Source organism: Mycolicibacterium xanthum (genome assembly GCF_019710635.1).
In the GTDB taxonomy this organism is placed as follows: Bacteria; Actinomycetota; Actinomycetes; order Mycobacteriales; family Mycobacteriaceae; genus Mycobacterium; species Mycobacterium xanthum.
The window spans coordinates 460,965-482,389 of record NZ_JAIFZS010000001.1 but is presented as its reverse complement, the minus strand read 5'-3'; the positions used below and the strand labels follow the sequence as shown (position 1 = coordinate 482,389).

The window sequence follows — 21,425 nt, the reverse complement described above, 5'->3', positions numbered from 1 at the left end:
TGGCCTGGTCACGATGGCGAAGACGACACCAATACCGAGCCCGACAATCCCACTACCGAGCCCGACAATCCCACTACCGACGACGCCAGAATCAATGATCCCGATCTACGGCTGCAGTACTAGGGTGCGTCCGTGCAAGATCCGCATATGGTATTCCGTGCAGTGTTGGCGCTGAACGCTCTTTTCGCATCGCTTGCATGGTGTATGGCAAGGCCGAACTGGGCTTCGATCCTCGCCGTGGTTGTGTCTGCCGCACTGTGGCCGGCCGCCAATGAGGTGTTCGAGGGACGCATTCTTCTCACTCTCACCCCCGATAACGGCGTCACGACGTACGACCTGCTTTCCGCGGTGGCGGCCACCGTCGCGGTTGTCCAAGCGACCAGGTTGGTCTTGTCCCGGAAACGGTGACGACGTGTGCCCACACCGGGCTTGGACATCGCGGCGGATCACGGTCACGTCCACGCCGAGTCGGGCGGTCATGGTGAATCCTCACAGTGCATTGTTCTAACGACGATGGTGATCGTGTCCACCACTTTGCAGGAACTCGAAAAGGCCGCCGGGGTCGTGGTCACCGGCGGCGGATCGCTGCTGCCGATCCCCGACCTGATCCCGATGGCCTCCCCGGCACACCACTACCTCATACATCTACGACAAGCACACCGGCCAAAGCCAAGCCTCTACCTGGGCCGCACGAAACGACTCGCCACCACCGCCCGACGCATCGTGCTTGTCGCCCGCGAATGGGGCTTAGTGCCGCCGAGATTCGCAGTTTATCCGTTCTCATGAGCCGATCCGCTTGATCAGCGTCATGTCCTCCTCGAGTTGACGGCGCATTCGTTCGGAAATCGGACCGATGCGCGTCTCCTTCTCGCGGCGGAACGTGTCGGCGGGACCGGCGCTGAGCGCCTGGGCCTCGGCGATCGCGGTGTCGAGAAGATCCGGGGGCGCGACGACGCGGTGAAGAAAGCCTGCGGTGACTGCCTCCTGCGGCCGGTACAACCGCGCGCCGTACGTAGCTTCCTCGAAGATGTCTTCTCGAAGCCGATCTCGGATCAGTATCAGCAAGGTCTCGGGGAGCGGCAACCCGATGGAGGCCTCGTTGAAGCCGATCTTGAAGTCACCGTCAGCGCCCAGACGCCGATCACCGGCGAGCAAAATGGCTGCTCCGAGGGCCACGGCGTTGCCGGTGCATGCGATTACGACGGGCACCGGCAGAGTGAACAGGCGCTCGAGAAGGGTCCAGCCATCGCGTATGAGCGTGTCACGCTGTTTACCCCCGACCATGAGGGTGTCGAGGTCGAAGCCTGCGCTGAATTGCCCCGGTCGGCCCGAGACGACCAGCGCACGAACCTGATCATTGGCCTCCACGCGGTCGAGGGCTTCGGCGAACACGTGGTTCATCCGCTTGGAAAACGCGTTCACCTTGCCGTCGTCGAATGTGATCACCGCGACGCCGTTCTTGACGTCGACAGCGACCCTGGGATGCGGCCGCGGACCAAAGTGGCTCCACCGACGCGCCCATACAAGGGCGCGTCTGGCTGGCACGGGCAGCTTGCTCAAACGCCGGAATGAGACGGGCACTTCAGGCTGTGATGCTTGCCCCATGCTCAATCTCCTCTGGACCACCTTGGTCAAGCGTTGGCTTCAGTTGGCCCGAACCGGCAAGGTTGCAGAACCCGTGCAAGCTAGTGTTGACGGTGCCGACGCTAATCGCAGCCAACGTGCGGGCACTAGTGGTCCAAAGTCCTTTACCCGGGCCGCTCGTCGGCCGCCTCGATGAGCGCCGCCGCCAGTTGCGACCGTTAGGGTGCACGACCTAGACAGTCATTCCCGCGACCGCGGCTGCACCCGTCCCGGCTGCAGCGCCCCCGGCTACCGGTGCCAGGCCCGCCACGCCGTCGACGACTGGACCGACGCCGGCTGGGCCGCCCGGTCGCCAGCTGTGTGCACACCCCATCGATACTGATCAGTTCGATGTCGTCGCGACGCACCGTCTCCCACTGCGTCCGCGTCATCGTGAACCGGTACGCGCTCTCGGGCCGTGCGGCGCGGCTGCACCGCGGTGGCGGTCTGGGTGTAGGGCAGTGCACGGGTGACGGCAAGCGACGCGGCGTTGTCGTGCCAGGCGCCGGTGGTGGCGTGATCGGCCTCCAGACCGGCGAAGATCAGGTGCAGTGCCGCGTGCCGCATCTCCCGACCGATCCCCCGACGCTGGTATCGCCGCCCGACCCAGGAGCCGGTCTCGGCGTGGCGGTGCACGGCGAAGTCGTCGGCGGCGACCGAGCACATGCCGACCACGACGTCGTCGACGAGCGCGCACAGCTGAAGATCCCAGTGCTCGATCGTGGTCTCGGCCCGCGACCGCCAGTAGAACCGCAGGGTGTTTCGCTCCAACTCCGGCGGCGGCCAGATCCATCAGCGGCCACAACGGTTGGTCCATGCCGTCATCGCAACACACCGCCGGCGCTGCGCCGAAGCGATTTACGCCAGCGCGCTCAGAGCCGGGTCGAACTTCGAGCGCGCGGCGACCGATGCGGCTGCGGCCGCCACCACGACCGCGGCATCGCCCTCCTGGCCCTTGGCGAACACGATCTCGGCGCTGTCGGGGCCCTGGCGGTGCGCCATCAGCCAGTCGTAGAGCAACCAGTCCAGCGCACAGGCCACGTCGAACGCATCGGCGTCGGGATGCTCCGCGGCCGCAATCACCGTCTGCAACGCCTCCCGGTGCTCGCGACGGGCGGCGTCCTTGTTCACCCCCGAGCTGTCGAACAACAGCATCGACAGCGTCAGCGGCAACCGCGCCCCGGTGTCGGTGCGCACCACCCATCGTCCGCCCTTCCATGGGCGGGCCGGGTCGGCCTGCACCATGTCGCCGTAGCCGCCGACCACGCCGAGACCGGGCTCGTCGAGCTCACCGTCGAGCGGCGCGGGACCGAGGAGGTCGAGAGGCTGGCGGGCCAGGATCGACATCAGCGTCGCGGTGCCGATGATCTGTCCGGCCCTGTTGTCCGGGGCCGATCCGATCTCGTCGATCGCGCTCGCGTAGTCCAGGCACAGCCGGTCCAGGGTGCGATACAGCTCGGACAGCACGTCGCGTTCCCCTACCGTGGGCCGTCGGCCACCGCCCAGCAGCTCACCGAACCGGGTGGCGGCGTCGATCATGGCGTCGTCCAGTGCGGACAAATGCGTGGCCACCAGCCGGTCGGGCTCGTCGTCGTCGGCGACCAGCGCCCGCAACGTCGTGGGCCGGCCGTCCGGTGTGGCCCAGAAGAATCCGATCTGGTCGTCGGTCTGCACGATCCTCGGCCTCATCGGCGGTCGCGCTCCCAGAGCATCACGCGGTTGTTGCCCGAATCGGCGACGGCCAACCGGTCACCGTGCATGCACAGCCCGTAGGGCCAGCACAACGTGTCCCGTCCGACCAGCGCCCAGCGATTCTCGCCGTTGGACCCGAAATCCGGCTGGGCGAGCACGTGGTCGGCCGGCCGCCCACCGCGGGGCTCGCCGGGCAGTTCGTCCCATATCAGGATGCGGTTGTTGGCCGTGTCGGCGACGGCCAGCCGGCCGCCGTCGAGGGCGGCGGCGTACGGGAAGCGGAATCGGTCCCCGGTGTGCGGGCCATACGGCCACTCGTTGGCCGAGGCGAAATCCGGCTGTCCCAGAACGGAATCGGCGGGAGTGTCGGCATCGGGCAGCGGCGACCAACCCAACAGCCGGTGATCTCCGGCATCGGCGACCAGCATGCGTTCGGCCGTGCCGGTGATGGCGTGTGGCCAGCGGAAGCTCGCCGGGCCGACCGCTTCGCCGCGATTCTCCTCGCGGCCACCCGCGGTGGGCTGGCCCAGCACGATGTCGGCGGGCTGTCCAGGACCGGGGACGCCGTCGAGCCAGCCCAGCACCCGGCGGTTGCCGGTGTCGGCTACCCAGAACCGGCCGCCGAGCATCGCGAAACCGAAGGGCCAGTACAGCGTCGCGGCCGAGCAGGGCCCGTCGGCGTTGGGTTCGACCGACGAGGCGTCGCGTTGCCCGAGGACGACGTCGGGGGCGACGTCGGACTGCGTCGGCACCTCGTCCCAGATCAGGATCCGGTGATGCCAGGCGTCGGCCACGATCAGCCGGCCGTCGATCACCGCGACGCCGGTCGGCAGGTTCATGCCCCGTTCGGGGCCGCGTCCGCCCGCGGCCCGGCCCTCGGACCCGCCGTGTGGCTGACCGAGCACGACGTCGGCGGGCTGTTCGTCGGACTGCGGGACACCGTGCCAGATCAGCACGCGGTGATTTCCGGAGTCGGCGACCACCACATGCCGGTCATCGATGAAAACTCCTCGCGGAGAATACATCCAGGCCATCGTGGGGCTCGCCGGCGGCAGGGCCAGACCGCCGGGGGCGGGCGCACCCAACCAGACGCGCGGCATCCAGCCGCCGCTGTGGTCATCTGCCAGGACGGCGACGGGGGCGCTGCCCGCCGGGCGGCCACCGACGTTGTGCCGCACGGTGTAGCGACTCATCCGCCGACCCGGACCCAGACATCCCCGTCGTCGACCCGCAGCGGAAGCGCCTCGAGCTGTGCGCCGGGCGCCGAGAGACACTCCCCCGAACCCGCGTCGTAGCAGAACCCGTGCCACGGGCAGGTCAGGGTGCCCGCCGCGGTGTCGAGAACCGCGTTGTCCAGCGGCAGGGCCTCGTGCGCGCACTCGTTGCGGTAGGCCGACAACCGCTGGTCGACGTTGACGACCAGCACGCCGGAACCGTGCACACTGACCTCGCCGGCCGGAACCTCTTCGGCACGAGCGACTTTCACCCAGCCGTCGTCCTCGAGACGGTTGGCGCCGGGCCGGAAGGACAGCGCCTCGAGCGGGATCAGCGTCGGGGTGGGCTCGGTGGGCAGCACCTCGACCGAGTTGACCGACGGGACGTTCTGCAGCAGCGCCGCCTCCACCAGCTCGCGCAGCGTGACCGACGACATCGAGCAGCCGTTGCACGCGCCCTCCAGGCGGACGTAGGCCACGCCGTCCTCGATACGCGCCAGCGTCACGTCACCGCCATGACTGTGCAGCTGGGGCCGGACCCCGGCCAGGGCCCGCTCGGCGAGGGTGACGGGATCGGGCCGGATGATGCCGTGCAGCGTCAACAGCATCCGCACCACCGGGTCGTCGACGAGGTCGAACAGCAGCGGCCGGGCGCCGTCGTCGGCCCGCATCCGGGTCACGATCGTGACCAGCCCGGCGCGGTGGATGTCCTCCAGCGCGGCTTTCAGTTCCTCGGCCGCGGCGCGGGCGGCCGGGTCCAGGTCGGCCAGCGCGGTGACCGCCGCATCGACCCGCCGCGCCAGCGATTCCAGGTCGGTGTCGTCGCGCAGGTCGGTCACTGCGGGTCCTCGCTGCGGGCCAGCGCGGTCTCGCGTGCCACCTCGTCGAGGATGCCGCGCACGGCGCGCACCGAATCGGTGTCGCCGTGCTCCTCGAACAGGAACCGTGCCTCGTAGAGCTTGGCCTTGGCCTGGTCGAACATGCCGAGGTGGGCGAGCACGTTGCCCTGGTTGGCCAGCACCCGCGCCCGCCCGAGCGGATCGCAGTCGCGATCACGCGCATCGAGCAGGGCCTCGTAGATCTCGACGGCCTCGACGAGGTTGTCCTGGCGGTGCTTCGAGGGACTGTAGACCAGCGAGTTCGCCAGGTTCAGCTGCACGCTGGCCCAGCGTTGGGGGTGCTGCTCGCGGGTGAACACCGTCAGCGCCTGGCGCAGCGACTGCGCCGCGATGCCCAGCCGCAGCTGACCGGAGGCCTCCACCATCGGCATCGTCAGGTAGGCGGTGGCCAGGTCGGCGTGCCCGGAGGCCCACAGCAGCGGGGCGTCCTCGCGCTGAATCAACTGCAGCGCCGAATGGTAGTGCGGCACGGTGGAGGCCAGCAGCTCCGGTCGTTCGGCGGCCTGCTCGTGCAGCATGCCCGCGACCGCCAGGTGCAGTTCGGCCCGCGCCACCTTCAGGGCGTCGGCATCGGAAAGCAACTTCAGCGCCCGGTCGAAGCGCTGCACCGCCGACGGGTCGCCGGCGTCCCGGCAGATGCCCGCGGCGGCGCCCTGCAGCACACCGGCGAACGGCGCACCCACCGGCGCGGCCAGCTCGGTGGCCCGGTCCAGCAGCTGCACCGCCAGGCCGGGGTCCTGCCGATCCAGCGCCGCCGAGGCTTGGGCCGCCAGCACGACGGCGGCCAGCTCGCCGTCGGCGCCGCCGGTCTCGGGCACGGTATCGGTCCTGCCCAGCGCGAACAGCACCACATCGACCAGCACACCGAACTCGCCGAGGGTCGCGCGCACGGAATCGGGATCGGCCGAATCGGGATCGAGGACGAACCGGTTGTAGCAGGTCACCGGATCGGAGCCGTCCAGCGCCGCCAGCGCCGCGTCCCGATCGCCGGCCATCGCGTGACGGTGCGCGGTCAGCCGCTGCGGCCAGGTCTGCGGCAGCCGGCCGGCCACCAGCTCGGCGCGGGCCGCCTCGGTGTCCGCTCCGGCCGGGATCAGCAGGTACCCCAGCGGAAGGCCGAACGCTCCGAGCGGTTGCGGACGCACTGCCAGACCACCGACGGCATCCGCGGAGACGCTGTCGGCTGCTTCGACGATATCGGTCACGGCCCTCCCACCAGACTCAGCTCAGCTCACCCAAACCGGGGCCCCTTCAGGTCGCGCTCGGCCGCGCGCTTGATCAGGCTGGCCGCCAGTTCGGCCCGCCCACGGGTGCGATGGGTGTTGATGCGTTTACGGACGACTCCGTCGTCGAACACGACGAGGATGTCGACGGCCCAGTGGCCGCGCTCGTGGACGACGACGGTCTCGACCGCCCAGGCGTCATCGGCGGAACTGTCGGCGCGCGCGACGGTCGGTGGTCTCTCCTCCGGGAACGGCGACTGACGTTCAGACATGACGATCACCGGCCCCGCCCCTGCTGTCCGCCGATCGGGATGCGCAGTGCCGACTGTTCATCGTCCCAGAATGCCCTAAAAACGCCGTTGAGTGAGGTCTCCCTAAGTTGTTCGCTCACCAGCACCGACCGGTCTCCGGCCGGATTCCGCTGCTTGAGCAGCAGGCCACCGCTGCGCGGGCCCCGCAGCGGGATCAACCAGAACACGTCGTCGCGGAGCATCGCGACCACCGCGTCGGACGGGAACCGGGCCGCCGCCAGCTCCGCGTCCAGGCGCAGGTATCCGTCGGCGGTGAACTCGACCGTGGTCTCACTGCGCGGCTGTGGCCGTAGCGGGGCCAGGAAGTCGCGCTCGATGAGGTCGATGACCTGTTCCATGGCCGCGGTGACCGGTTCGGACAGGTCGGCGCCCAACTCGACACCGGCGGCCTCGATCAGGAACACGGTGATGTCGGTCGGGCAGTCGTCGGCCAGCGCCCAGCGCGCGAACGCGATGGCGTGGTCCCAGCGGAACGCGTGGGTGTGCAGTCCCTGCAGGGGCGGGAGTTCGGCCAGTTCCGCACCGGGCACCCGGAACACCGTGCCGGGCGCCGAACCGGTGGCGGCCGCGTCGATGATCACCACCCGGCGGGCGCCCCGCATCTGGAAGGCGACGTCCATTCCGGCGGTGCCGCCGTCGACCAGCTTCGCGCCGTCGGGGACGCCCCGTTCCCAGAGATGCCGGATCAGCACCGGACCGACCCCGTCGTCGCCGCGCAGCAGGTTGCCGCATCCCGCGATCAGCACGTCGGGCCCGTTCACCTCGACATCCGGGCTGCAACCCGGCGGCTTCAGGGGTGCCGCCGCCGGGTTGCCGGTCGTGGGGTTCACCCCTGCCTCATTACCCGAGAAAGCCGACTCACACCATCCCGTTGATGACGAATTTGTTGAGTTCGCGTCCGGTCTTGCCGTCGTAGGCGTGCACGGTGCAGACCAGGCAGGAGTCGAAGCTGCGGGCCACGTGGCCGAGTTCGACGGGGTCGTCGGCGTCGACGATCGGCGAGCCGACCAGGGCGCGTTCGATCGGGCCGAGAACCTCGGAGCCGTCTCGGGGTCCGATGTTCCAGGCGGTCGGGGTGACCACCTGGTAATTCTTGATCTTGGAGTCCTCGATGACGATCCAGTCCGACAGGGCGCCGCGGGCGGCTTCGGTGGAGCCGAAGCCCTTGCCTTCGGCGTATTCGGTGGGCTTGGTGTAGAAGCTCTCCTTGAGTTCCAGCGCGTCGAGCCATTGCCGGGTCCACTTGTAGTACTTGGGGGCTTCGTGCATGCGCGCGAGCTGGCGCACCATCACCGACGGGCCGATGGTGTTGTAGATGTCGCCGAACAGCGGGTCGTTGTCCTGGTGGGCGGCGGCGTTGGGGCCGGCGGCGGCCATCCGGCGGGCCAGCGGCCCGGCTTCGAGCGGGATGTTGCCCAGATCGCCCACTGCGTAGCGCGGGGATTTGGCCCAGCTGTACTTGCCCTGCTTGCGTCCGGCTTCCGGATCGATCGGGATGGTCTCCCCGTCGAACGGATGCAGCGGGCGGTCGCCCTGGTAGAACGAGTGGGTGACGTCCTCACGGACGTTGGCCTGGTCGAACTCGTAGTAGTCGCCGCCGGCGAAGACCCCCGAACGGCCGATCAGGGCGGCGTTGCGGCCCTCGATCGTCGGGTTCTCGTACATGGTCGGATCGAAGTAGGTGCCGGTGGCCAGATAGTTGCCGACACCCTGACCGTACTTGTCCAGCCCGACGTCGAGGCAGTAGCGGATGAAGAACCCGCAGTCGCTGTTGTACTGGGCCTCGTTCTCGTCGACCCAGGCCAGCACGTCGTTCCAGGTCTTGTTCTCCAGCCAGCGGTCCACCGAGCAGCCCAGCCACTGCCCCTCGAGCCAGTTGTCGTTCCAGTGCTCGAGGATGGCGATCGAGCGGGTCACATCCGAAAGCGTCGGCGCGCACATCACCCCGCCGGGCACCATGAAGCTCGAATGCGGCCACTGCCCGCCGAAGATCGCGTACACCTCGACCGGCTTGGCCGAAAGCACAACGCCCGGCTGATAACTCGTGCCGACGTACGGCGCGAACCGGCGCACCGCCTCGTCGTACAACGAGGACTTGGCATAGTTCTTGTTGGTCAGGTCGATGGCGAACAACGCGTAGAAATACCGCGGGATCGACTGCAACGTCTCACAGGCCTGACAGATGTTGCGCACCAACGTCGCATTCGGCGGCATGTGGGTCCGCCACGCGGTATCGAGCGCATACGCCGACTTGTAGAGATGGCTGCCGCCGCAGATACCGCAGATCCGCGGGCACACCACCAGCCCCGACTGCGGATCCTTGCCCCGAAGGATGATCTCGAAACCACGGAACATCGCCGCCTCGGTCCACGCCGAGGTGACCACACCGTCCTCGATGGTGACCCGCACGTCGAGGTCGCCCTCGACGCGACCCAACGGACTGACGAAGAGATCGAGCTGATCGGTCATGCGTAGGGGATCCTTTCTCTGCCAGCCCTAGACCACGAACATGTCTTCTTTGGACCACTGCGGCGCCGCGATACGTGCGGCCGCCGCCAGGCCCATATAGGTGAGATGGTCGGTCCCCTCGGGGACTTCCTTGGGGATCATGCCGCTGACCTTCTGGGTCTTGAACAGCGTCCCGGGAGCGAGATCGAAGTGCGGGAACTCGGGCTCGGTGCAACCGATGCAGGGCATGCCGGCGCGCGTCTTGGAGCTCTGCCGATTCCACAGGATCCGGTTGCACGGCGAGTGCGTCATCGGACCGCGGCACCCGAATTCGTAGAACAGGCAACCCGTTCGGGTGCCCTCGCCGAAGGACATGGTCGACTGCTTGTACTCGAAGAACTGCACCCGGGTACACCCGGTCTGGGTGAACGTCTTGAAGAACGTCTCCGGCCGATGCAGGTCGTCGAGCGTGATGTCGCCGGCTCGGCCGGTCGCCAGTGCCACGATCACCTGGGTGATCCAGTCCGGATGCGCCGGGCAACCCGGCACGTTGATCACCGGCAACCCCATCTTGGACCGGAAGTCCGGACCCAGGAATCCGCCTTTTTCCCGCTTGTGGAACTGCAACCCCGTCGATCCCGACGGGTTGGGCTCCATCGCCGGAATGCCGCCCCAGCACGCACAGTCGCCGATCGCCACCACGATCTGGGCCGCCGCGGCCAACTCGGTCACCCAGTCCTTCATCGGCCGGTCGGCGAACATGTCGGTGCGGCCGTCATAGGCCTGCATCACGGTGCCCTCGAAGACGAAGATGTCAAGTGGCCGTTCGCCACTGGCGCAATCCCTGAACACCTTCTGCGCGTTGTCCCCGAGCTCCAGGCCCAGCGACGGGTGCCAGAGCAGGTCGAGCCCGAAGTCGACGATCAGGTCGACGACATTGGGCTCGTCCGCGTTGAGGAACGACATTGTGTTGCCGCTACACGCTCCGCCCTGAAACCAGAGCACCGATGCCATGGGGACTCCTCTCGACTCACCGGACGGGTCGACGCCCGGTGCGGTTGGGCTGTTGATTCACTTGTCAGCGAAGGGTTTTGGTGGTCGCGGATGTGCTCAGACTTTCTTCCCGAACTGGCGGGCGACCTCGATCAGGTATGCCAGGCCGCGGGTGACGTCGGGGTCTTTGGACGCCGCCCGCAGCGTCTTCCACAGGCCGCGCATCCCGGTGGGCGGGGCGGGGACCGAAGCACGCGCCGACACCAGCGCCTCGCCGAGCGCGGAGACCACCTCGGCACTCTGCTGGTCGGTGAGCGCGGAGTTGAGCAGCGTGTTGATCGCGGGCGTCGCCTTGACCAGGCCGCCGGTCAGCACCGCCAGGCTGGTCGACAGCTGACCCAGATCGACCTGCTTGAGCGACGCCAGGGCGGGGACCTGGCCACTCTGCGCACCGAGCTCACCGAGGGCCATGTTGAGGTTGGCGGTGATGTCGTCACCGCGGCGGACGAACCCGTCCAACCCGCTGACCAGCACCGCGAGTAGGTCGGCATGGTCGAGCAGGGTGTCGAGGGCCTCTGCCACGCGCGGGTCGTCCAGGCGCGCCCGGACGGCATCGGCGGGGCCGGACGGTTCCAGTACCGGAGTAGTTGCCTGGCCGTTGGCGCCCATCCGAACCTCCCTGCCGGGACCCCCCGCCGAGCGGGGCCACGTGACTTGTGTCACCCCAACGTACTCAGCGGTTACGGCGGTGCCTATCGGTTTCGCGCAACCGCTATCAGGATTGCGCACAGCTGGCTACGCTGAAACGCGACCGCTGATCAGGAGCCTTGCCTTGTCGCCGCGAATTCGTTTGTCCCGCAGAAAAGTTAGCCTTACCTATATATTGCGGTGGCCGCGGGCGGCGCGGTCGCGCTGATGTCCCGACTGACCCGGCTGGGGTTCATCGACATCCGCCGGACCAGCGATCCGGTGCGCCGCAAGGTGCGCTCCCGCGGCGTCCCGCCGGCGCTGGCCGAACACGAGATCTTCTACACCGAGGACATCGCCAACGCCACCCGGCTGCTCGGCAAGGCGCTGACCCCGCTGACGCTGACCGTCGAACCGCAGGACGCCGACGGCTTCGCCGCCACCATGCACGGGGTCCGGTTGCGCAACGTCAGCATGCTCTACATCGATCTGCACGTGCCGGCGACCATCGACATCCCCGAGTCCGGCCGCTACTACGCGGTGCACATGCCGATGAACGGCGTTGCGACCGTGCACCATCCGGCCGCCAGGTTCCAGGCCAACACGATGCGCTCGCTGGTGTCCAGCCCCGGCGTGCCGCTGCGCCTGGAGCTGGGGGTGGACGCCCCACAGCTGCTGATCAGGATCGAGCAGCAGGCCATGACCGCGCACGTCACCCGGCTCATCGGTCGCAACATGGTCAAACCGCTGGTGTTCGAGCCCGAGTTCGACCTGGCCACCGAGGCGGCGATGCGCTGGCACGCCGCGGTGCAGCTGGTGCACACCGAGGTGTACCACGCGGGATCGCTGATCCAGAAGGGACGCGGCATCGGCCCGGTCGAGGAACTCGTCATGAGCAGCCTGCTGTACCTGCAGCCGTCGAACTACCACGCCGACATCACCCAGCCGGTCTCGACGGACCCCCGCCGCACGGTGATCCAGCAGGCGATGGACTTCATCGACGACCATCTCGCCGAACGGATCACGATGGAGGCGCTGGCCCGCGCGGTGCACATGAGCGTGCGGTCGATCCAGCAGGGCTTTCGCTCGGAGCTGGGCATGTCACCGATGGCGTTCGTCCGGGAGCGGCGCCTCGAGCGGGTGCACGAGGAACTGACCGATGCGATCCCCGCGGACGGCGTGACGGTGACCGCCGTCGCCGAACGCTGGGGCTTTCACCACCTTGGCAGCTTCGCCGTCGAATACCGCAAACGGTGGGGGGAGACGCCCTCGGAGACACTGCGGCGCTGACGAGCGTCGCCGACGACACTGCGGCGCCGACGAGCGTCGCCGACGGCACTGCGGTGCCGAGCGCGATCAGCAGATCCGGGGAAGCTGCTCGCCCAGTTCGCGTTCCACCACGCGGGTGGTGCCGAATGCGGTGCGGGCCACCGCCATGCCGGGATGCTCGGCGACCACCCGCCCGATCACCGCGGCACCCGCGCCTTCGGGCCGGGCCCGCATCGAGGCCAGCACCGCGTCGGCGTGCGCGGGGTCGACGAACGCGACCATCTTGCCCTCGTTGGCCACCTGAAGCGGGTCCAGCCCGAGGAACGAGCAGGCCGAGGACACGGTGTCGGGCACCGGGATGGCGGCCTCGTCGAGGTCGACCCCCACCCCCGACGCCCGGGCGATCTCGACGATCGAGGCGACCAGCCCGCCCCGGGTGGGATCGCGCAGTGCGTGCACCGCGCCGGGGTCGCCCGCCTCCGCGGCGCCCGCCAGCATCGCGGCCACCAGCCCGTGCAGCGGCGCGCTGTCGGTCGTCACGACCGTGCCGAAGTCGATGCCCTCGCGCACGCTGAGGATGGCGACGCCGTGTTCGCCGATCGGCCCCGACACGATGATCACGTCGCCGGGCCGGGCGCGCTCCGGCCCGATCGTCACCCCGGCCGGAACCACGCCGACGCCCGCGGTGTTGACGAAGAGCTGATCGGCGCTGCCCTTTCCAACCACCTTGGTGTCCCCGGTGACGATGTCGACGCCGGCTGCGGCGGCGGCCCGGCCCATCGTGGTGGCGACCGCGCCGAGCACGTCGAGTTCCAGCCCCTCCTCGAGGATGAAGCCGGCCGTCAGCCCGATCGGTTGGGCCCCGCTGCAGGCCAGATCGTTGATCGTGCCGTTGACGGCGAGGTCGCCGATGTTCCCGCCCGGGAAGAACAGCGGCTGCACCACATAGGAGTCGGTGGTCAGCGCGATCCGGCCGGCGCCGGTGTCCAGCAGCGCCGAGTCGCGGCCCGGTGCGCCGCCGGACCCGAACGCCGGCAGGAACAGGTTCTCGATCAACTCCTCAGACAGCACCCCGCCGCCGCCGTGGCCCATCACCACCCGCTGGGTCTCCCGCAGCGGTAGCGGGCACACCCAGTCGGCCGGATCGACCGTCACGTCAGACACTCGCGGTACTCACTGTCGGCGCCGAAGCGCCTCCGGTCGCCTCCAGCCTGCGGAACTGGTAGTAGGCCGCGCAGGCGCCCTCGCTGGACACCATCGTCGCCCCGAGCGGGGTGCGCGGCGTGCAGCTGGTGCCGAATGCGGGGCACTCGTTGGGCTTGAGCAGGCCCTGCAGCACCTCGCCGCTGTGGCACTCCGCCGACTCCGCCACCTGCAGGTGCCCGACGCCGAACCGGCGTTCGGCGTCGAACTCGGCGTACTGCGGCGACAGCGTCCACCCCGACTTCGGGATCATCCCGATGCCGCGCCACTGCCGGTCGGTGACGGCGAAGACCTCGGCCAGCGTCTGCTGGGCGACCAGGTTGCCCCGTGCGCTGACCGCCCGCGGGTAGGCGTTGCGCAGTTCCGGTGTCCCGGCCTCGAGCAGGTCCACCACCTGGCGGACGCCTTCGAGCAGGTCGAGGGGTTCGAACCCGGTCACCACGATCGGTACCCCGAAACGCTCGACCAGCGGCTCGTACTCGGAGGTGCCCATCACCGAGCACACGTGCCCGGCCGCCAGGAAGCCCTGGACCCGGTTGGTCGGCGACGACAGGATGGCCGTCATCGCCGGGGGCACCAGCACGTGCGACACCAGCATCGAGAAGTTCGTCAGCCCGAGGCGCTGGGCGTGCACGACGGCCATCGCGTTCGCCGGAGCGGTGGTCTCGAAGCCGACCCCGAAGAACACCACCTGCTTGTCCGGGTTGTCGGCGGCGATGCGGGTGGCGTCCAGCGGCGAGTACACGATGCGCACATCGCCCCCACGGGCGCGCACCCCGAACAGGTCGCGGTGGCTTCCCGGCACCCGCAGCATGTCGCCGAACGAGCAGAAGATGACGTCGTCGCGCGAGGCGATCTCCAGGGCGCGGTCGATCATCTCCAACGGGGTCACACACACCGGGCAGCCGGGCCCGTGGATGAACTCCACGGCCCCGTCCAGCAATTGGTCGATGCCGTTGCGGATGATCGAATGCGTCTGTCCGCCGCAGACTTCCATGATCGTCCAGGTCTTCGTGGCGCGCCGCCGGATCGCGTCGACCAGCGTCTTGGCCGCGGCCGGGTCACGGAACTCGTCGAGGTATCTCATGCTGTATCCCTTTCGATGTCCGTTTCGATGTCCGTTTCGCGGTACCCGCTGCTCGGCGGCTGCTCGCCGGCGAGTTCCTCCTCGAGCACCCCGAGATCGGCGAACATCTGCAGAGTCTCGTTGGCCGAGGCCTCGTCCAGCCGGGTGATCGCGAAGCCGGCGTGCACGATCGTGTACTCACCGACCTCCATGTCGGGCAGGTACGCCAGACACACGGTCTTGGTGGTTCCGCCGAATTCGACCGTCGCCATGCGCGTTCCGGCTTCGTCCCAGATCTCGATCACCTTGCCGGGGATCCCGAGGCACACGGGCCACTCCTTTCACTCGTCGAGCGCCCGGACAGCGTGACGGTCGCGACCGCCGCCTGCCCGAGTGCCAGACCTCCGTCGTTACACGGCACCACCCGGTGGGTGAGCACCTCCAGCCCGCCGGCCCGCAGTCCGACCGCGATACCGGCCAACAGTCTGCGGTTGGCGAAGACCCCGCCCGACAGTCCGACCGTCGGGATGTGCGCCGCCGCGGCGGCCTCGGCGGCGGCCCGCACCGTCGCCCGCACCACCGCCTTGTGAAAGGCCGCGGCCAGCTCGGCGGTGCCGACACCGCCACGCAGTCCGTCGACCAGCGCGACGATCACCGGCGCCGGGTCGAGCACCCCGTCCCGCACGTCAAAATCGATGGTGGGCCAGTCGCGGGCGCGGCGGGCCAGGTGCTCCAGTTCGATGGCCGCCTGACCTTCGTAACTCACCTGCTGACAGACGCCCAGCAGACTGGAAACCGCGTCGAAGAGCCGGCCCATGCTGGTGGTCGGCACACAGCCCACGCCACGGCGCAGCTGCTGGGTCAGGATGTGCATGCCCGCTGCGCCCAGCGCCGCGACCGGCGGCAGGTCCTCGCCCGCCGGCAGCCCGGCCCGGGCGATCAGGTCCAGCGCTATCCGGGCGGGTTGGCGCACCGCGCCGTCGCCGCCCGGAAGCGAGAACGGCGCGAGATGGCCCACCCGGGTGAACCGGGTGGGGTCGCCGATCGCCAGCAGCTCACCACCCCAGATCGTGCCGTCCGGGCCGTACCCGGTGCCGTCGTAGGTGACCGCGACGATCGGATCGCCCAGCCGGCCGTGCTCGGCCAGCAACGACACCGCGTGGGCGTGATGGTGCTGCACGGCGATGATCTCGCTGACCGAGCCGTCCCGGTCGGCGCGAAGTTTCGCCCATCGCGTCGTCGCGTATCCCGGGTGCATGTCGGTGGCCAACACGGCCGGCCTGCTGCCGGTCATGAACGCCAGGTGGTCCACCGCGGCGGTGAAGGCCTGCTGCGTGCGGGGATCGGCCATGTCGCCCAGATGCGACGACAGGTGCGCCCGCCCGTCGGGGCCGGCCAGCGCGAACGTGGTCTTGATGTCACCACCGGTGGCCAGCACCGACGGGATGCCGGAGGCACCCGGACCCACCGCGACGGGCAGCGGCGCGTAGCCACGAGATCTCCTGAGCGGGAGCTCGATTCCGTCGTCATCGACCGCGATGACCGAGTCCTCGCACGGCACGTGGATCGGCCGGTCGTGGGTCAGCACCGCATCGGCGAGGCCGTCGATCCAGTCCAGGTCGCCGTCGCGGAACACGATCGGCGAGCCGCCCTGATTGGCCGACGTCATCACCAGCGGGCGGCGCCCCAGCCCGCCGAGCTCGTCGAGGGCGCGGAAGAGCAGGTGATGAATGGGCGAATAGGCCAGCATCACGCCGATCTCGCCCAGGCCGGGGGCGACCTGGGCGCTGACCGCGCCGGGGCGGGCGGGCAGCAGCACGATCGGCGCGGACGGGGAGGCCAGCGAGCGCGCCGCGGCGTCGGGAACGTCGGCGATCGACCGCGTGGCGGCCAGGTCGGCCGTCATCAGCGCGAACGGCTTGGCGGGGCGGTTCTTGCGGCGGCGCAGCAGCGCCACCACGGCGTCGTCGTCGGCCCGGCAGGCCAGGTGGTAACCGCCGATGCCCTTGATCGCGACGATCAGGCCGTCGCGCAACGCCGCCGCCGCCGACGCCAGCGGCGACTCACCACGGTCCGGGCCGCGCCAGCTCAGCCGCGGGCCGCAGTCCGGGCAGGCGATCGTCTGTGCGTGATAGCGCCGGTCGGCCGGATCGCGGTACTCGCCCGCGCACGCCGCGCACATCGGGAACCCGGCCATCGTCGTCGCCGGCCGGTCGTAGGGCAGATCGCTGATCACCGTGTACCGCGGACCGCAGTTGGTGCAGGTGATGAACGGGTGCAGATGACGGCGGTCGGTGGGGTCGAACAGTTCACGCAGGCAGTCGGCGCACGTCGCGATGTCGGGCGGGACCAGGGTCCGCCCGGTGGCCCCCGGGTCGGCCGCGCTGGCCAGGATGCGGAACTGCGTGTCGCCGAGGGGGTCGGCGTCCTCGACGTGCACGGAATCGATGCGGGCCAGCGGCGGCGGAGCGGTACGGATCGCGGCCACCACTGCCTCTACCTGCGCCTGTGGCCCCTCGAACTCGCAGCGCAGCGCCCGCGAGTCGTTGAGCACGAATCCGGCCAGCCCGTGCTCGGCGGCCAGCCGGGCCACCGCGGGCCGGAAGCCGACACCCTGCACCAGCCCGGTGGCGCGCAGCCGCAGCCGCACGATGTCACCGGTACGGGCCGCACCGCCGATCTCTGCACGTGCGCTCATAGGGCGCGGGGTCTCCTCAGCCACTGCCGCCACCTGTGCCAGTGGGCTGTCGGCACAGATCGGCTGAGTCAAGGCTAGCTCTGTCCCGTTGACCCAACAATCGCAATCGGGCACACACCTCTGCGCATTTCCGACGCCTGTTGACCGTGCGCCGCGCGTCGGCGCGGGACTACCCTGCGAATGTGCATGAGTTGTCGCTGTGTCACGCCATCGCCGGCGTGGTCAAGTCACACGCGGCGGGCCGGCCGGTCGAGGTGGTGCGGGTGCGCGTCGGCGCGCTGCGGCAGGTGGTGACGGACTCGCTGACGTTCTGCTGGACCATCGTCGCGGACCACGAAGGCCTGGCCGGGGCGGTTCTCGAGGTGGAGCCGGTCCCGGCCGCCGTCGAATGTCACTCCTGCAGTGCGGAGTCCGAGATCACCTCGCGGTTCTCGGTCTGCTGTCCGGCGTGCGGCAGCGGTGCGGTCACCGTGCTGCGCGGCGAGGAGTTCCTGGTGACCTCGATCGACGTCGCGAGCCAGGCGTCCGGCGATGTGGTCAGCCATGGGTAGGTTCCACCGCCACGACGACGGCACGGTGCACAGCCACTCGCACGATCACGACCACGACCACACGCACGAGCACGGCGACCACAGCGGCTACGACACCGGCCACGAGCGGGTCGACGTCCTGGAGGCGATCTTCTCCGAGAACGATCTGCGAGCCGCCGTCAACCGGGATGCCTTCGAGTCGAACAACATTCGTGCCCTGAACCTGATGAGCTCGCCGGGGTCGGGCAAGACCACGGTGCTCGCCGCCACCCTCGACGAGCTCGCCGGCGAGCTCGCGGTCGGGGTGATCGAGGGAGACATCGCCACCGACATCGACGCGGCACGATTGGCCGGGCGCGGTGCCCAGATCTCATTGCTCAACACCGACAACGGCTTCGGCGGTGAGTGCCACCTCGATGCCCCGATGGTCAACCGGGCGCTGGCCGGGTTGGATCTGGGCCCGCTGGATCTGGTGATCATCGAGAACGTCGGAAACCTGGTGTGCCCGGCCGAGTTCGACGTCGGGGAGCACGCCAAGGCGATGGTGTACTCGCTCACCGAGGGCGAGGACAAGCCGTTGAAGTACCCGGTGATGTTCCGAAGCGTGGATGTGGTGCTGCTCAACAAGATCGATCTCGCGCCGTACCTGGACGCCGACGTCGCCACCTACACCGAGCACATCCGGCAGGTCAACCCGACCGCCACGGTGCTGCCGGTCAGCGCCAAGACCGGCGAGGGCATGGCCGACTGGTTCTCCTGGCTGCGGGCCTTCGCCGCCGGCTGAGGCCCTGGCGGCCTACAGCGGCGAGGCGCCCCGCAGATGCTCGAAGATCAGCGAGGTCTGCGTGCCCGCCACGTCCTGGTCGGCGTTGAGGTTCTCCACCACGAACGACCGCAGATCCTCGGTGTCACGCGCGGCCACGTGCAGGATGAAGTCGTCGGCACCCGCCAGGAAGTACACGTCCATCACCTGCGGTTTGCCGCGGATCTGCTGGATGAAGCTGCGGATCTTGCCGCGCGCGTTGGACTGCAGGCTGACCGAGATCATCGCCTGCAGGTTCAGCCCGATCGCGGCGGGATCGATGTCGGCGTAGAACCCGCGGATCACCCCGAGGTCCTGGAGTCGCCGCACCCGGCCGTGACACGTCGACGGGGCGATCCGGACCAACTCGGCCAGTGCGCTGTTGGACATCCGGGCGTCGGCGTGCAACGCGGTGAGGATGCGCCGGTCGACGTCGTCGATCGCCGCAGGCCGAACATCCTTCGGCGGCCGGGGCGGACCACCGACCAGTTTGGTTGATTCTTTCGACATAGGCGCACTTTATCGAATAATTTTCATGGTGATTGCCATTTTTTCGTCGGTTCTTCACAATCTACGTAACGCAATTTCTCCGTCTGCCCACGATTTCGAGGAGCGATCATGCGCGTCGGCATCCCGACCGAGATCAAGAACAACGAATTCCGCGTCGCGATCACCCCGTCCGGGGTTGCCGAACTGGTCCGCCGTGGACACGAGGTGCTCATCGAGGCCGGCGCCGGCGACGGTTCGGCGATCTCCGACGCCGACTTCAAGCGGGCCGGCGCGCAGATGATCACCAGCGCCGACGAGGTGTGGGCCGAGGCCGATCTGCTGCTGAAGGTCAAAGAGCCGATCGAACCGGAGTACGCGCGGTTGCGGGCGGGCCAGACGCTGTTCACGTACCTGCATCTGGCGGCGTCCCGGCCGTGCACCGATGCGCTGATGGCCTCGGGCACCACGTCGATCGCCTACGAGACGGTGCAGACTCCCGAAGGTGCGCTGCCCCTGCTGGCGCCGATGAGCGAGGTCGCCGGACGACTGTCGGCCCAGGTCGGCGCCTATCACCTGATGCGCACCCAGGGCGGCCGCGGCGTGCTGATGGGCGGGGTCCCCGGCGTCGCGCCGGCCGAGGTCGTCGTGATCGGCGGCGGGGTGGCCGGCTACAACGCCGCGCGCATCGCGCGTGGCATGGGCGCCCACGTCACCGTGTTCGACGTCAACGTCAACACGCTGCGCAAGATCGACAACGAGTTCAACGGCGCGCTGGAGACCCGGTACTCCTCGGCGCTGGACCTCGAGGATGCGGTCAAGCAGGCCGACCTGGTCATCGGCGCCGTCCTGGTGCCCGGCGCCAAGGCCCCCAAGCTGGTCACCAACTCCACCGTTGCGCACATGAAGTCCGGCGCGGTGCTGGTCGACATCGCGATCGACCAGGGCGGCTGCTTCGAGGACTCCCGCCCCACCACGCACGACGATCCGACGTTCGCGGTGCACGACACCGTGTTCTACTGCGTGGCCAACATGCCCGGCGCCGTGCCGCGCACCTCGACCTACGCGCTGACCAACGCGACGATGCCCTACGTCCTCAAGCTCGCCGACAAGGGCTGGCGGGAGGCCTGCCGCGCCGACGCGTCGCTGGCCAAGGGCCTGTCCACGCACGAGGGTGCGCTGTTGTCCGAGCAGGTGGCGACCGACCTGGAGCTGCCGTTCGCCGATCCGGCCGAACTGCTGGCCTGAGCCGATGGCGGCTCCCGTCAGTCGCTGATGTCGCCGTCGACGTAGAACCACCGGCCGGCCCGGCGCGCGAACCGGGACCGTTCGTGCAGCACCCCGGCCGGATGGCGGGCCAGGAACTCCACCTCACCGGTGTCGTCGCCGGGCCCTCCCCCGACCCGGTCGACGATCTCGAGACCGGTCCACGTCACGGTGGCGTCGGAGGCGACGTCCTGCGGCCGGGTCCGTGGATGCCAGGTGCGCCACAGGTAGTCGCCGTCACCGACCACATAGGCGCTGTAGCGCGACCGCATCAGCTGTTCGGCGGTCTGCGCCTGCCGCTCGCCGAGGTGCAGCGGCAGACAGCAGCTGCCGTACGGCGTTGCGGCGCCGCAGGGGCACGGTTCGTCGGGGCGCACCCCCACAGTGTGCCCCTCTTGACGGCTGTCAAGTACAGTCGGGGCATGCTTTCCCTCGCCGAAGTCCTGCCCGACGCCCCGACCAGCACGGCCGACGCGCTGGCGCTCTTCGACTCGCTGCCCGCCGTGGAACCCGAGTTCATGCTCGGGACCTGGCACGGCGCGGAGCTGCCGACCGGCCACCCGCTCGATGGCATGCTCGAGGCCAGCGGCTGGTGGGGCAAGCAGTTCCGGGACCGCGAGAGCGTGCACCCGCTGCTGTTTCCCACCGCCGACGGGTCCGCGCTGTGGGCGCTCAACCCGTTGCCGGCGTTCACCGGGCTCGGGGTGGCCACCCGGATCCCCGCGCTCAAGCGCCGCAACTTCGCCGGCACCATCGCGGCGCTGCGGCCGGTGCTACAGGCACGCGGCCCCAAGGCCCGGCTGCGGACCACGCGCTACCGCGGGGTCGACTCCGCGACGATGATCTACGACCAGCTGCCGATCAACGACGTGTTCCGCAGGCTCGACGACGACACCCTGCTCGGCGCGATGGATCTCCGCGGCATCACCAAGCCGTACTTCTTCGTGCTGCACCGCGACGGCTCACTGCGCGTGGTGTAACCCACCCGGCGGTCGGCCCGCGATCGACTGCGGCG

23 protein-coding genes and 1 pseudogene are annotated in these 21,425 nt (G+C 69.2%); 7 read left to right on the top strand and 17 right to left on the bottom strand.

Annotated elements, in window-relative coordinates:
- Window positions 1–132 precede the first annotated feature (132 nt).
- Together JDV09_RS02225 and JDV09_RS02220 are read left to right on the top strand one after the other, a co-directional pair.
- Window positions 133–408: a hypothetical protein gene (locus JDV09_RS02225; protein ID WP_221367443.1), complete on the top strand. Its 276-nt coding sequence runs from the start codon at window positions 133–135 to the stop codon at window positions 406–408.
- A 6-nt stretch (window positions 409–414) separates the two neighbouring features.
- Window positions 415–786, top strand: a complete 372-nt coding sequence (locus tag JDV09_RS02220; RefSeq protein WP_372452825.1) for a DUF222 domain-containing protein — start codon at window positions 415–417, stop codon at window positions 784–786.
- On the opposite strand, the gene JDV09_RS02215 is transcribed toward JDV09_RS02220, so the two are convergent.
- The 11 genes and pseudogenes from JDV09_RS02215 to JDV09_RS02165 all read right to left on the bottom strand — a co-directional run bounded on the left by JDV09_RS02215 (window position 781) and on the right by JDV09_RS02165 (window position 11,072).
- Window positions 781–1,605 carry a crotonase/enoyl-CoA hydratase family protein gene (locus JDV09_RS02215; protein ID WP_255604633.1) on the bottom strand — a complete coding sequence of 275 codons (825 nt, stop codon included), beginning with the start codon at window positions 1,603–1,605 and terminating at the stop codon, window positions 781–783. The genes JDV09_RS02220 and JDV09_RS02215 overlap by 6 nt on opposite strands.
- A gap of 492 nt (window positions 1,606–2,097) precedes the next feature.
- A pseudogene (locus JDV09_RS26510) lies at window positions 2,098–2,394 on the bottom strand (GNAT family N-acetyltransferase); the annotation flags it as partial.
- An 87-nt stretch (window positions 2,395–2,481) separates the two neighbouring features.
- On the bottom strand, window positions 2,482–3,312 hold the full coding sequence (locus JDV09_RS02205; protein ID WP_221367440.1) for a hypothetical protein: 831 nt from the start codon (window positions 3,310–3,312) through the stop codon (window positions 2,482–2,484).
- Window positions 3,309–4,508, bottom strand: a complete 1,200-nt coding sequence (locus JDV09_RS02200; RefSeq protein ID WP_221367439.1) for an NHL repeat-containing protein — start codon at window positions 4,506–4,508, stop codon at window positions 3,309–3,311. Before JDV09_RS02200 ends, JDV09_RS02205 begins: the two co-directional genes overlap by 4 nt.
- Window positions 4,505–5,368 carry a NifU family protein gene (locus JDV09_RS02195; RefSeq protein WP_221367438.1) on the bottom strand — a complete coding sequence of 288 codons (864 nt, stop codon included), beginning with the start codon at window positions 5,366–5,368 and terminating at the stop codon, window positions 4,505–4,507. The genes JDV09_RS02200 and JDV09_RS02195 overlap by 4 nt, the downstream gene beginning before the upstream one ends.
- Window positions 5,365–6,633 (bottom strand): tetratricopeptide repeat protein, encoded by a 1,269-nt coding sequence (locus JDV09_RS02190; protein ID WP_372452824.1) that lies wholly within the window; start codon window positions 6,631–6,633, stop codon window positions 5,365–5,367. The genes JDV09_RS02195 and JDV09_RS02190 overlap by 4 nt, the downstream gene beginning before the upstream one ends.
- A 26-nt stretch (window positions 6,634–6,659) precedes the next feature.
- A complete protein-coding gene (locus JDV09_RS02185; RefSeq protein ID WP_221367437.1) occupies window positions 6,660–6,923 on the bottom strand; it encodes a hypothetical protein in 264 nt (87 codons plus the stop codon).
- Between the two features lie 5 nt (window positions 6,924–6,928).
- Entirely contained in the window at window positions 6,929–7,702 is a 774-nt protein-coding gene (locus tag JDV09_RS02180; protein WP_221367491.1) for a hydrogenase maturation protease, read from the bottom strand.
- A 118-nt stretch (window positions 7,703–7,820) separates the two neighbouring features.
- The gene (locus tag JDV09_RS02175) at window positions 7,821–9,431 is read right to left on the bottom strand and encodes a nickel-dependent hydrogenase large subunit (protein ID WP_221367436.1); all 1,611 of its coding nucleotides are present in this window, start codon (window positions 9,429–9,431) and stop codon (window positions 7,821–7,823) included.
- A 27-nt stretch (window positions 9,432–9,458) separates the two neighbouring features.
- Window positions 9,459–10,424 (bottom strand): NADH-quinone oxidoreductase subunit B family protein, encoded by a 966-nt coding sequence (locus JDV09_RS02170; RefSeq protein ID WP_221367435.1) that lies wholly within the window; start codon window positions 10,422–10,424, stop codon window positions 9,459–9,461.
- Window positions 10,425–10,520: 96 nt separating this feature from the next.
- Entirely contained in the window at window positions 10,521–11,072 is a 552-nt protein-coding gene (locus JDV09_RS02165; RefSeq protein WP_221367434.1) for a DUF1641 domain-containing protein, read from the bottom strand.
- A 246-nt stretch (window positions 11,073–11,318) separates the two neighbouring features.
- On the opposite strand from JDV09_RS02165, the gene JDV09_RS02160 reads away from it, so the two are divergent.
- The gene (locus JDV09_RS02160) at window positions 11,319–12,380 is read left to right on the top strand and encodes an AraC family transcriptional regulator (RefSeq protein WP_221367433.1); all 1,062 of its coding nucleotides are present in this window, start codon (window positions 11,319–11,321) and stop codon (window positions 12,378–12,380) included.
- Between the two features lie 66 nt (window positions 12,381–12,446).
- Here the strand turns inward: JDV09_RS02160 and hypE are convergent, their stop codons facing one another.
- The 4 genes from hypE to hypF are packed head-to-tail and all read right to left on the bottom strand — an operon-like array spanning window position 12,447 to window position 17,326.
- Window positions 12,447–13,523: a hydrogenase expression/formation protein HypE gene (gene hypE, locus JDV09_RS02155; protein WP_308123970.1), complete on the bottom strand. Its 1,077-nt coding sequence runs from the start codon at window positions 13,521–13,523 to the stop codon at window positions 12,447–12,449.
- Window positions 13,516–14,649, bottom strand: a complete 1,134-nt coding sequence (hypD, locus tag JDV09_RS02150) for a hydrogenase formation protein HypD (RefSeq protein WP_221367432.1) — start codon at window positions 14,647–14,649, stop codon at window positions 13,516–13,518. The genes hypE and hypD overlap by 8 nt, the downstream gene beginning before the upstream one ends.
- Window positions 14,646–14,957: a HypC/HybG/HupF family hydrogenase formation chaperone gene (locus JDV09_RS02145; RefSeq protein ID WP_221367431.1), complete on the bottom strand. Its 312-nt coding sequence runs from the start codon at window positions 14,955–14,957 to the stop codon at window positions 14,646–14,648. Before JDV09_RS02145 ends, hypD begins: the two co-directional genes overlap by 4 nt.
- Window positions 14,930–17,326: a carbamoyltransferase HypF gene (gene hypF, locus JDV09_RS02140; protein ID WP_221367430.1), complete on the bottom strand. Its 2,397-nt coding sequence runs from the start codon at window positions 17,324–17,326 to the stop codon at window positions 14,930–14,932. Before hypF ends, JDV09_RS02145 begins: the two co-directional genes overlap by 28 nt.
- A 182-nt stretch (window positions 17,327–17,508) precedes the next feature.
- On the opposite strand from hypF, the gene JDV09_RS02135 reads away from it, so the two are divergent.
- Both JDV09_RS02135 and hypB read left to right on the top strand, forming a co-directional pair.
- The gene (locus JDV09_RS02135) at window positions 17,509–17,877 is read left to right on the top strand and encodes a hydrogenase maturation nickel metallochaperone HypA (protein WP_221367429.1); all 369 of its coding nucleotides are present in this window, start codon (window positions 17,509–17,511) and stop codon (window positions 17,875–17,877) included.
- Window positions 17,870–18,640: a hydrogenase nickel incorporation protein HypB gene (gene hypB, locus JDV09_RS02130; RefSeq protein ID WP_221367428.1), complete on the top strand. Its 771-nt coding sequence runs from the start codon at window positions 17,870–17,872 to the stop codon at window positions 18,638–18,640. Before JDV09_RS02135 ends, hypB begins: the two co-directional genes overlap by 8 nt.
- Before the next feature lie 12 nt (window positions 18,641–18,652).
- Here the strand turns inward: hypB and aldR are convergent, their stop codons facing one another.
- Window positions 18,653–19,168 (bottom strand): HTH-type transcriptional regulator AldR, encoded by a 516-nt coding sequence (gene aldR / locus JDV09_RS02125; RefSeq protein WP_221367427.1) that lies wholly within the window; start codon window positions 19,166–19,168, stop codon window positions 18,653–18,655.
- 108 nt (window positions 19,169–19,276) lie between these two features.
- On the opposite strand from aldR, the gene ald reads away from it, so the two are divergent.
- On the top strand, window positions 19,277–20,392 hold the full coding sequence (gene ald, locus JDV09_RS02120) for an alanine dehydrogenase (protein ID WP_221367426.1): 1,116 nt from the start codon (window positions 19,277–19,279) through the stop codon (window positions 20,390–20,392).
- A 17-nt stretch (window positions 20,393–20,409) separates the two neighbouring features.
- On the opposite strand, the gene JDV09_RS02115 is transcribed toward ald, so the two are convergent.
- A complete protein-coding gene (locus tag JDV09_RS02115; protein ID WP_221367425.1) occupies window positions 20,410–20,787 on the bottom strand; it encodes a YchJ family protein in 378 nt (125 codons plus the stop codon).
- Between the two features lie 45 nt (window positions 20,788–20,832).
- Between JDV09_RS02115 and JDV09_RS02110 the strand changes: the two genes are divergently transcribed.
- Window positions 20,833–21,390, top strand: coding sequence for a DUF4334 domain-containing protein (locus JDV09_RS02110; protein ID WP_221367424.1), 558 nt, complete (start codon window positions 20,833–20,835; stop codon window positions 21,388–21,390).
- The last annotated feature ends 35 nt before the right edge of the window (window positions 21,391–21,425 follow it).

Coding starts and splice junctions, on each gene's coding strand:
- hypD (WP_221367432.1), bottom strand. CDS start 14,649: ATGAGATACCTCGACGAGTTCCGTGACCCGGCCGCGGCCAAGACGCTG.
- JDV09_RS02175 (WP_221367436.1), bottom strand. CDS start 9,431: ATGACCGATCAGCTCGATCTCTTCGTCAGTCCGTTGGGTCGCGTCGAG.
- ald (WP_221367426.1), top strand. CDS start 19,277: ATGCGCGTCGGCATCCCGACCGAGATCAAGAACAACGAATTCCGCGTC.
- hypF (WP_221367430.1), bottom strand. CDS start 17,326: ATGAGCGCACGTGCAGAGATCGGCGGTGCGGCCCGTACCGGTGACATC.
- JDV09_RS02110 (WP_221367424.1), top strand. CDS start 20,833: ATGCTTTCCCTCGCCGAAGTCCTGCCCGACGCCCCGACCAGCACGGCC.
- JDV09_RS02200 (WP_221367439.1), bottom strand. CDS start 4,508: ATGAGTCGCTACACCGTGCGGCACAACGTCGGTGGCCGCCCGGCGGGC.
- aldR (WP_221367427.1), bottom strand. CDS start 19,168: ATGTCGAAAGAATCAACCAAACTGGTCGGTGGTCCGCCCCGGCCGCCG.
- JDV09_RS02170 (WP_221367435.1), bottom strand. CDS start 10,424: ATGGCATCGGTGCTCTGGTTTCAGGGCGGAGCGTGTAGCGGCAACACA.
- JDV09_RS02165 (WP_221367434.1), bottom strand. CDS start 11,072: ATGGGCGCCAACGGCCAGGCAACTACTCCGGTACTGGAACCGTCCGGC.
- JDV09_RS02160 (WP_221367433.1), top strand. CDS start 11,319: ATGTCCCGACTGACCCGGCTGGGGTTCATCGACATCCGCCGGACCAGC.
- hypB (WP_221367428.1), top strand. CDS start 17,870: ATGGGTAGGTTCCACCGCCACGACGACGGCACGGTGCACAGCCACTCG.
- JDV09_RS02215 (WP_255604633.1), bottom strand. CDS start 1,605: ATGGGGCAAGCATCACAGCCTGAAGTGCCCGTCTCATTCCGGCGTTTG.
- JDV09_RS02205 (WP_221367440.1), bottom strand. CDS start 3,312: ATGAGGCCGAGGATCGTGCAGACCGACGACCAGATCGGATTCTTCTGG.
- JDV09_RS02185 (WP_221367437.1), bottom strand. CDS start 6,923: ATGTCTGAACGTCAGTCGCCGTTCCCGGAGGAGAGACCACCGACCGTC.